Origin of the sequence: Streptomyces sp. NPDC047022, from assembly GCF_040644155.1 — a bacterium.
Taxonomy (GTDB): Bacteria; Actinomycetota; Actinomycetes; order Streptomycetales; family Streptomycetaceae; genus Streptomyces.
The window spans coordinates 1-9,287 of the sequence record NZ_JBEYVV010000067.1 but is presented as its reverse complement, the minus strand read 5'-3'; the positions used below and the strand labels follow the sequence as shown (position 1 = coordinate 9,287).

Annotated in this window: 7 protein-coding genes; 4 read left to right on the top strand and 3 right to left on the bottom strand. The window is 68.3% G+C overall.

All coding sequences use genetic code 11. The features are described from left to right. Positions 1-1,016 (bottom strand): ABC transporter ATP-binding protein (locus ABZ845_RS31495; protein WP_360986816.1); only part of this gene is annotated, 1,016 nt, incomplete at its 3' end. 336 nt (positions 1,017-1,352) lie between these two features. Between ABZ845_RS31495 and ABZ845_RS31490 the strand changes: the two genes are divergently transcribed. The 3 genes from ABZ845_RS31490 (at position 1,353) to ABZ845_RS31480 (ending at position 4,320) form a co-directional block, all read left to right on the top strand. Continuing rightward, positions 1,353-1,565 carry an MbtH family protein gene (locus ABZ845_RS31490; RefSeq protein WP_360986813.1) on the top strand — a complete coding sequence of 71 codons (213 nt, stop codon included), beginning with the start codon at positions 1,353-1,355 and terminating at the stop codon, positions 1,563-1,565. Between the two features lie 473 nt (positions 1,566-2,038). Further along, on the top strand, positions 2,039-3,001 hold the full coding sequence (locus ABZ845_RS31485; protein ID WP_360986810.1) for a transcriptional regulator: 963 nt from the start codon (positions 2,039-2,041) through the stop codon (positions 2,999-3,001). Between the two features lie 554 nt (positions 3,002-3,555). Continuing rightward, positions 3,556-4,320 carry a hypothetical protein gene (locus tag ABZ845_RS31480; protein WP_360986807.1) on the top strand — a complete coding sequence of 255 codons (765 nt, stop codon included), beginning with the start codon at positions 3,556-3,558 and terminating at the stop codon, positions 4,318-4,320. Positions 4,321-4,453: 133 nt separating this feature from the next. Here the strand turns inward: ABZ845_RS31480 and ABZ845_RS31475 are convergent, their stop codons facing one another. Then, positions 4,454-7,012, bottom strand: coding sequence for an FtsX-like permease family protein (locus tag ABZ845_RS31475; protein ID WP_360986804.1), 2,559 nt, complete (start codon positions 7,010-7,012; stop codon positions 4,454-4,456). A gap of 15 nt (positions 7,013-7,027) precedes the next feature. After that, positions 7,028-7,750, bottom strand: coding sequence for an ABC transporter ATP-binding protein (locus ABZ845_RS31470; RefSeq protein ID WP_360986819.1), 723 nt, complete (start codon positions 7,748-7,750; stop codon positions 7,028-7,030). A 563-nt stretch (positions 7,751-8,313) separates the two neighbouring features. Here ABZ845_RS31470 and ABZ845_RS31465 point away from each other — a divergent pair. After that, positions 8,314-9,287 (top strand): ABC transporter ATP-binding protein (locus ABZ845_RS31465; protein WP_360986801.1); only part of this gene is annotated, 974 nt, incomplete at its 3' end.

Below are 9,287 nucleotides of genomic sequence, written 5' to 3'. Positions count from 1 at the left end.
CTGGACTGGATGGTCGACAGCTGGTTGACCGGAGCGTAGAGCCGCAGCAGCAGGGCGATCATCGCCACCAGCGTGCCCAGTTGGAGCTTGTCGTTCATGATCAGGACGCCACCGATGCAGTAGACCAGGGCGGTGAGGACGGCGGTCAGCAGCGCCACGGTGATCAGCAGCATCCGGCTGGTCACCACGGCACCGAGGTTCACGTCGCGGACCTGGCCGGCCCTGTCCGAGAAGAGCCGGCTCTCCCGGTCCGCCCGGCCGTAGAGCTTGGCGAGGGTCGCGCCGGAGACATTGAAGCGTTCACTCATCAGCGAGCTCAGCTCGGCATCGAGCTGCATGCCCTCCCGTGTGAGCCGCTGCAGTCGACGGGCGAACACCCGGACCGGCACCAGCGCGAGCGGGATGACCAGCAGCGCGGCGACGGTGATCTGCCAGGACAGGTAGAACATCGCGCCCAGCACCAGGACCATGGTCAGCAAGGCGGAGAGGGACTGTGCCAGCAGGCTGGTGAGGGCCTGCCGGGCCCCGATCACATCGGCGTTGAGCCGGCTGACCAGCGCTCCTGTCTGCGCGCGGGCGAAGAACGCCAGCGGCTGCCGCTGCACATGGTCGAAGACCTTGGTGCGCAGGTCGAAGACGACCCCCTCGCCCACCCGGCCGGAGAAGAGGCCTTCCAGGTACACGACGGCCCCGTCGACCACTGCGAGACCGGCGGCCAGCAGGCAGAACCAGACCACCGTTGCGGTCCGGCGCGGGATGATGCCGTCGTCGACCACCAGCTTCAGGATCACCGGGATGGCCGCTGCGATGACCGCGTCGAGAACCGTGCTGAGCAGCAACCCGGCCAGGGGCCGGCGGTAGCGCCTGGCGAAGGGGATGATGCGCCGGACCGTCCCCGGCCGCACCCGCTGCCGGGTGACCGAGGGGTCGATGCGCAGACCCGGTAGGTCGATGCCCCGGGATCCGCCGCTGCCCTTGCCGGAGCGCCTGCCCCTCTTGGAGAACGTCCTCGCCATGTGATGTCCCGTCAGTTGATCGCGGAGTCGGATAACACGGCGGTGACTGCTTGGCTGGGCCTAGCGGGCGGCGGGGCTGCTTCTCGGGGACCGTGGCGCTGAGCGCTTCTCCCAGGCCCCGGAAACGGCGCAGCTCCGCCGCGCTCCACCATGGCACCGCGTCGCCGTACGGATCAACGGGTGGTGCGACCGGTGTCCAACTGCCGCTCCGGCGCGGTTGAACGGTCAGGTCCGGGCACATATCTCCCGGTTGACTGGTGATCGGGACCTCGGGCCATAGTGGGAGCCGGGTGGGGCCGAGCGGTCCACATCATGCCCGCAGAAAGGAACAACGTGATGACGAACCCGTTCGACGACCCTGACGCCAACTTTCTGGTCCTGGTCAACGACGAGGGTCAGCACTCGCTCTGGCCGGTCTTCGCCGAGGTGCCGGCAGGCTGGGAGAAGGTCTTCGGCGAGGCTGCCCGTCAGGACTGCCTCGACTACATCGAGAAGAACTGGACCGACATGCGGCCCAAGAGCCTGATCGAGGCCATGGCCCAGAGCTGACCCCTTTCACCCTGTCGCCGACCCGACCCGAAGGCCGCCTCCCTCACCGCAGGGAGGCGGCCTTCGGGATTCGGCTGCATGGACGACGGGACGGGAAGCGTCGGGTGGAAACGCTCGGCGCTTCCGTATTTCTTGCCACGACGGCCCCCGGACTCAGCGCCGCCCGGCCCGGCGACGGCAGGCCCCGTGTGTGTGCTCGCCGTCGGCTGGAGGACCGCTGGAATATTGCCAATACATCACTGTGTGACTTCTCGAAGTTGACTTTTGGAAGCGATGATTGAAACACGTATGTTGTTCAGAGCATGTCGTGACAGACGACCCTTGAGCTCGGGTGGACAGCTCAAGGGTCCGTGGTGACAGGGACTGGTACGTCGCGATCCACGTATCGGTACCTCGTGTGTACTCGCTCGGCACACCCATGCCCTGCGAAGAGCCGTACTGCAACGGGGGATACTTTGAGCCAGGAAGACACTGTGACGCGCGCGTCCGTGACGATCGAGATCTCAAAACTCGTCCCGGGCGAGTCGCCGCGGACCGGCGGCCGGGACGAGGAGCACATCGCACGTCTGGCGGGGCTGGATGTGACGCTACCGCCCATTCTGGTCGATCGCCGCACCCTACGGGTGATCGACGGCATGCATCGGCTGCTGGCCGCGGTGGCCAAAGGACAGCGAACTGTCGAGGTGCAGTTCTTCGACGGCAGCGCGGAGGACGCCTTCCTGAAGGCGGTCGAGGCCAACGTCGCGCACGGCTTGCCGCTGTCGCTGGCGGACCGCCGAGCAGCCGCCGTCCGGATCGTGGCCTCGCACCCGCACCTTTCGGACCGGGCGATCGCCCGGTCCACGGGCTTGGGCGCCAAGGCCGTCGCGACCGTCCGCCGGCAGTCGACCGAGGCGTCCGCCCAGGTGGGCGCGCGAGTCGGCCGGGACGGCAAGCTCCGGCCGCTGAACAGCGCCGAGGGCCGCCGGCGCGCGGCCGAACTGCTGGCCGAGCGGCCGGAGTCCTCGCTGCGGGAGATCGCCCGGCTGGCAGGGATCTCCCCGGCGACGGTCAGTGACGTCCGCCGTCGCCTGACGAAGGGCGAGTCGCCGCTGCCGGCGACGAACGACTCGTCCGCCGGGGACGTGCCGCCGCCCCGGGAGCGGACCAACGTCCGGCAGATGCGGCCGATGCCGTCCGACCCTACGGCCGTCCTGGCGAAGCTGGTGCGCGACCCGTCGCTGCGCCAGAAGGAGGACGGCCGGCAGCTGCTGCGCCTGCTGCAGCAGAACGCCATCGGTACCGAGGAGTGGTCGGAGCTGACCGCCGTGGTCCCGGCGCACTGCGGATCCCTGGTGGTCGACCTGGCTCGCCAGTGCGCGGAGACCTGGCTGGAGTTCGCACAGGAGCTGAACACCCAGGCGAGCGACGCCGATCGGGTGGCCGTCGCCGGCTGACGGGACGTCACGGGCCCGCGAGCCGGTGCGCTCGCGGGCCCGTTGACACGGGCGGGCCGTGGAGCGGGCGCGGATCAGACCGCCCGGGCGGCTGGCAATGAACTGCAAGTGAAGTCGCCGGTCGGGCCCGGAAGTTCCAGTGGGAGCCCGGCTGTCGGGCCGGCGGCGACGGATCCGTTCTGAGCGGGCTTTCCGTCCGGGCCGGCGCGACGGTAGCGGAAACGCAGTGCACGGCAGGTCGGCCGCGAACGGCATGTCGGCCGCGCATGGGATCCAGCCGCTCTCTTGGCAGCACACTCCTATTCCGTGCGTTCCTGTTCAATTACGGCCCGGACCCGAAACCGATGGCCGCCAACCGCGTTCAACCACATCACACCACGCGGGTTGAGCAGCGGGACGAATCTGCGGAATGGTTGCCGGAGCAGCTGTGCGGCACAACAGACCGACTTGGTACGGCATTTCCGCCGCTCCAAGCACACGCCCCAGTTCATCGACGTCACTGGGATGCCGGCCAGCCGTAGCGAACGAGCAGTTATCCGTGGGAGGCAACGGCTATGGGCCAGGACGACGCGCAGGGCATTTCCCGGCGGTTGGAGCACCACTTCGACGCCGCTGATTTCCGGGAACTCGTCCCGACGCTCGCCAAGGAGTGGCAGGAGAACGACTTCGTCGAGATCAGCGACTTTCTTCCCGAGGACTTGCTGCTTCGCACCAGGGAGGAGCTGGAGCAGCTCTACGGTGCGCGGAGTCTTCGCCGGGACATCCGGGTCCCCTCGACCGGGAACACGCCGCGATTCTTCTCCAATATCGACCGCAACACGCTGTTGGCGAGCACTTCCGTCATTCCCACGGTATTCAACTCCCCGGCGCTCAGGGCCCGTCTGTCCGAGATCACGGGCCTGGAGGTCGTGCCCGTTCCCTACGTTCCCGAGGAGTTCATCTCGTCCCGGATGGAGCGGCCGGGTGACGGCCATGGCTGGCACTGGGACGACTATTCGCTGGCCCTGGTGTGGCTGATCCAGGCGGCGCCCCGGAATGCGGGCGGAAGCCTGGAGTTCGTGCGAGGAACGTTCTGGGACAAGGCGAACCCGGATGTGGAACGGTTCCTCGCCGAGGGCGAGGTCGAGCGCCGTCATCCCGCCACCGGATCGGCGTATCTGCTACGGACCGACACCTCCATGCACCGGGTCTCGCCGGTGGACGAGGGCGCCGAGCGCATCATGGTCTGCTTCAGCTACTGCACTCCCGAGGAGCTCGAGCTGAACATCAGCCACGAGACCATGGAGCTGCTGCATCCCGGCAACACCGAGGCCGACTAGACACCTGGACCGCTGGCCTCGCACTTCCACGAGCGGGGCCGGTACGCCTGCTTCACGAGCGAAGATCGGCCAGGCCGCAAAGAAGCCGGCCGCCCCGGGTGGGGCGGCCGGCTTCTTGCCATCACGGGAGCGCTCAGTCCGAGGCGATGGCCGTCAGAACGTTCATGCGACCGGCACGGAAGGCCGGGACCAGTGCGGCCAGCAGGCCGACCACGGCGGAGAGCAGCAGCACCACGACGATCGTGGTCACCGGCAGGCTCAGGACGTTCATCCCTGTGGCCTTCTCGGCACGCTGGTCGGCTATGCCCCAGGCCACCCCGAGGCCGGTGCCGATCAGTGCACCGAACACCGCGATCACCACGGACTCCAGTCGGATCATGCTGCGCAGCTGACGGCGCGACAGGCCGATGGCCCGCAACAGGCCGATCTCACGGGTGCGCTCCACCACGGACAGGGCCAGGGTGTTGATGACTCCGAGCACCGCGACGATGATCGCGAGGGCGAGCAGGCCGTAGATGAGGTTGAGCAGGACGCTGACCCGCTGCTGGGACAGCTGCTTGAAGCCGGCGCGGTCCTGCACCGTCGCCAGCGGGTAGGCGGTCAGCGAGTCCTGGAGAGCCTGGTAGGTCCGCGCCTTGTCCGCGCCGCTCGCCGCCTTGACGAAGAAGGCGCCGTCGACCGGCATCCGGTCGGCCGGGAGCACCTTGGCCACCGTGGAGATCGCGATGAAGGACTGCCGGTCGAAGAACGGGTTGCCCTCGGTGGTGATCAGGCGGACCGGCACGGACTGGGTCCAGCCCTTGCCGTAGTCGACGGTGATCATGTCGCCGACCTTCAGGTTGTTCTGGGTCGCGAAGGTCTGGTCGATCGAGATGCCGCCGTCGTTGATCACCGCGGCCATGCTTCCGGAGCCGGCCGGCACCTGGAGGTCCTTCAGGATGGACGGCGAGACCGCGGTGATGGCCAGGTCCGTGCCGGGGCCCTTCGGCGGGGTGAGGGTGCTCATGACGAACTTCTCCTCGGTCACATGGTCCAGCCCTGGAGTGCGCTTGACCGAGGCCAGCATGGCCGAGGTGAGTCCGGTCTGGCCTCCGTCGACGAGATAGTCGGCAGCCAGCGACCGGTCGATGTGCGCGTTGCTGGAGCTGACCGTGGAGGAGGCGACCACCGAGAACCCGGTGACCAGGGTGAGTCCGATCATCAGCGCGGCCGCTGTGGCGCCGGTCCGGCGCGGATTGCGGACGGTGTTGCGCTGGGCGAGTGTGCCGGAGGTGCCGAAGACCGCCGGGAGCACCTTGCCGAGCAACCCGACGACACCGGTGACCAGCAGTGGGCCGAGCACCACGACGCCGATCATCGTGACCGAGGCCCCGCCGATCACCTCGCCCTTCTGCCCGCCCATCGCACCGACCACCTGGAATGCGGCGCCGAGGACGGTCAGCACGAGGCCCAGCACGATCCGCTTGCGGTTGGTCGCCTTGTCGACCGGGGCGCCGTGTTCGCGCAGCGCCGCCATCGGCGAGATCTTGCCGGCCCGCCGGGCCGGCAGCCAGGCGGCCAGCACCGTGACGATGATCCCGACCCCGTAGCAGGCGATCGGCACGTTGGCGCCGATCGTCAGCGAAGAGGAGATCTTCATGCCCACCATGGCCATCAGCCGGATGAGCAGCACGGCGACGCCCAGGCCGGCCAGCATGCCGAGCGTGGAGCCGATCACCCCGAGCAACAGCGCCTCGATCAGCACGGAGCGGTTGACCTGGCGCCGGCTGCCGCCCAGTGCGCGCATCAACCCGATCTCGCGGGTGCGCTGGGCGACGAGCATGGAGAAGGTGTTGACGATCAGGAAGCCGCCGACCAGCAGCGAAATGAAGGCGAAGCCGAGCATCGCGTCCTTCATGAAGTTCAGGAAGCTGCCGACGTCCTTGCCGTTGTCCGCCTTCTGCTGGGCGGCCGTCTTGACGTCGTAGCCGGTACCGACCGCTGCCGTGATCTCGGACTTGAGCCGGTCGTTCGAGGCGCTGCCGGTGCCGAACACCTCGATGGAGGTGAAGCCGGTGGCAGTGCCGAGCAGGTCGTGCTGGGCGGTCGGGACGTCCAGGTAGCCCAGCGTCGCGCCGGGGTTGGTGCCGGTGAAGGTGGCGATGCCGGAGATGGTGTAGTCGAACGTCCCGAGCTCGTTGGTGGCCCGGATCCGGTCACCGACGTGGAGCTTGGCAGCGGTCGCGGTGTCGGCGTCGATCATCATCTGGCCGGAGCCGACCGGGGCGCTGCCGGAGGTGATCGTCAGCGGGGTGCGCGGGCCGGGGACCCAGGCGCCGACGATCGTGGGACCGCCGCCTCCCGAGCCGATCGCCTTGTTGGTCTTCGAGTTGACCAGGCCGGTGTTCGCGACGGAGATCGCGCCCTTGGCGGACTTCACGCCCGGCTGGACGGCGACCCGCTGGACCAGCTTGGCCGGCACGATCAGCGGGTTCCCTCCCCCCGACGGTCCGACGCCCTTCTTGGGCGGAGTCTGGGTGACCGAGACGTCGGAGGCGGTGGAGGCGAAGAGCTTGTCGAAGGTGCTGGTGGCGGTGTTGGAGAAGACCAGGGTGCCGGAGACGAACGCCACCGACAGCACGATCGCGAACAGCGAGAGGATCATCCGGCCTTTGTGTGCGAAGAAGGTTCGCAGTGAAGTCTTGAGCAGCATGGGTTCGGCCTCGCCTCAGCTGGTGCGCTTGCCGTCGAAGCGGCGCATGCGCTCGAGAACGGTGTCGGCGGTCGGCGCGTGCATCTCGTCCACGATCGCGCCGTCGGCCAGGAAGAGCACCCGGTCCGCGTAGCTGGCGGCGACCGGGTCATGGGTGACCATCACGATGGTCTGCGAGAGTTCGTCCACCGAGCGACGCAGGAAGGTCAGCACCTCGGCACCGGAGCGGGAGTCGAGGTTTCCGGTCGGCTCGTCGCCGAAGATAATCTCCGGCCGGGCCGCGAGGGCCCGGGCCACCGCGACGCGCTGCTGCTGACCGCCCGACAGCTGGGTCGGCCGGTGCTTCAGCCGGTCGGCCAGACCGACGGTGGCCACCACCTGGTCCAGCCAGCCCTGGTCGGGCTTGCGGCCGGCGATGTCCATCGGCAGCGTGATGTTCTCGATGGCGTTCAGCGTCGGCAGCAGGTTGAACGCCTGGAAGATGAAGCCGATCTTGTCCCGGCGCAGCTCGGTCAGCTGCTTGTCCTTCAGGCCGGTGATCTCGGTCTCGCCGATCCAGATCCGGCCCTCGGTCACGGTGTCCAGACCCGCCAGACAGTGCATCAGGGTCGACTTGCCGGATCCTGACGGACCCATGATCGCGGTGAACCGGCCGCGCTGGATGTCCACATCGACTGCGTCGAGCGCCGTGACCCGGGTCTCCCCCGCGCCGTACGCCTTGGTGACCTGCCTCGCCATCGCTGCGTTGGCGGAAGGACCGCCGGGGTTCGCCGATGTCGCCGCGGCTGCGGATGCCGTCGTCACGTCGTCACTCCTAGCTGAATCGGTCAGTGGCCACGCCCCCGGCTCAACGGGGGATTCACCGGGGGCGGGCGAACTCAACCTATGTGGGCGGCACGTGATTGTTCTTCAGCCCGTCGCACTAATCAGCGACCCCCCGTATCCGCCTCGGGGATACCTCCTGAGGGCCGATCGACGACCCGGCCGGGCCGGTCGTTCAACTGCGACGGGGCCTCAATTGAACGGCGGCGTCCGGCCGACCGCCGACCGTACGCGGCCAGTCTGACCATCCTTGATCACCGGGTCGGCCCGGTGTCATGGTTGGTGTGGAGCCGTGTCGCGGCCCAGGTGCCCGCTTCGGACCGCTCCTCACATGACGATCCAGGAGTGGGCGACTGCTCGAAGATCCCCGGCTGGGGCCCACCTCTGGAGCCTGACCGGCCGGACGCGGGCAGCGCCGCGGCCATCGAGTTCTGCGACGAGAACTGACCATCCATCATGAAAGCGAGGCAGGTTGTTCCATGTCGATGATGGGCGGGCCGACTCTCGGCCCCATACGGTTCGACGACGACTCGATCACGCATCAGAGGGTGCGGTCCGGCACGGTCCGGCGGATTCTGCCGTACGCCCTGGCCTATCGCTGGTCGCTGGCGCTGTTGCTGCTGACGACGGTGGCCGACGCGGTCATCACCGCCGCCAGCCCGCTGCTCCTGAAGGTGATCATCGATGACGGCATCGTCCCGCGGCGCACCCCGGTGGTGATGTGGCTGTGCCTGCTGGTGGCGGTGCTGGCCCTGGTCGACGCCGGGGCGCTGTACCTGCAGGCCTGGGCCTCCGGCCGGGTCGGCGAGGGGCTGGTGTACGACCTGCGCACCAAGGTGTTCGCGCATGTGCAGAAGCAGCCGCTGGCCTTCTTCACCCGAGCGCAGACCGGGTCGCTGGTCAGCCGGCTGAACGCCGATGTGATCGGGGCCCGGCAGGCCGTCACCAGCCTGCTCTCCCAGGCCGTGTCCACACTGCTGACCCTGGTCCTGGTGCTGGGCGCGATGTTCTACCTGTCCTGGCAGATCACCGTCGCCGCGCTGGTGATGATCCCGTTCTTCCTGCTGCCCGTGCGGTTCATCACCGGCAGGCTGCAGCGGCTCACCCGGGAGACGATGCAGCTGGACGCCGAGATGAGCTCGATGATGAACGAGCGGTTCAACGTCTCGGGTGCCATGCTCGCCAAGCTCTACGGCCGCTCCGAGGACGAGTCGAAACTGTTCGCCGGCAAAGCGGGCCGGGTCCGCGACATCTCGGTCGCCGGGGTGGTCTACGGGCGCATGCTCTTCATCATCATCACCGTGCTCACCTCGGTCACCACCGCCCTGGTCTACGGCCTGGGCGGATTCCTGACCATCGACGGCACGGTCGAGCTCGGCACCCTGGTGGCCATGGTGACGCTCTTGATGCGGCTCTACGGGCCGGTCAACCAGCTGACCACCATGCAGGTCAC

What these genes read in the sequence shown, in the direction of transcription:
- ABZ845_RS31490 (WP_360986813.1), top strand. Translation starts at nt 1,353, where the DNA reads ATGACGAACCCGTTCGACGACCCTGACGCCAACTTTCTGGTCCTGGTC.
- ABZ845_RS31470 (WP_360986819.1), bottom strand. Translation starts at nt 7,750, where the DNA reads ATGGCGAGGCAGGTCACCAAGGCGTACGGCGCGGGGGAGACCCGGGTC.
- ABZ845_RS31480 (WP_360986807.1), top strand. Translation starts at nt 3,556, where the DNA reads ATGGGCCAGGACGACGCGCAGGGCATTTCCCGGCGGTTGGAGCACCAC.
- ABZ845_RS31475 (WP_360986804.1), bottom strand. Translation starts at nt 7,012, where the DNA reads ATGCTGCTCAAGACTTCACTGCGAACCTTCTTCGCACACAAAGGCCGG.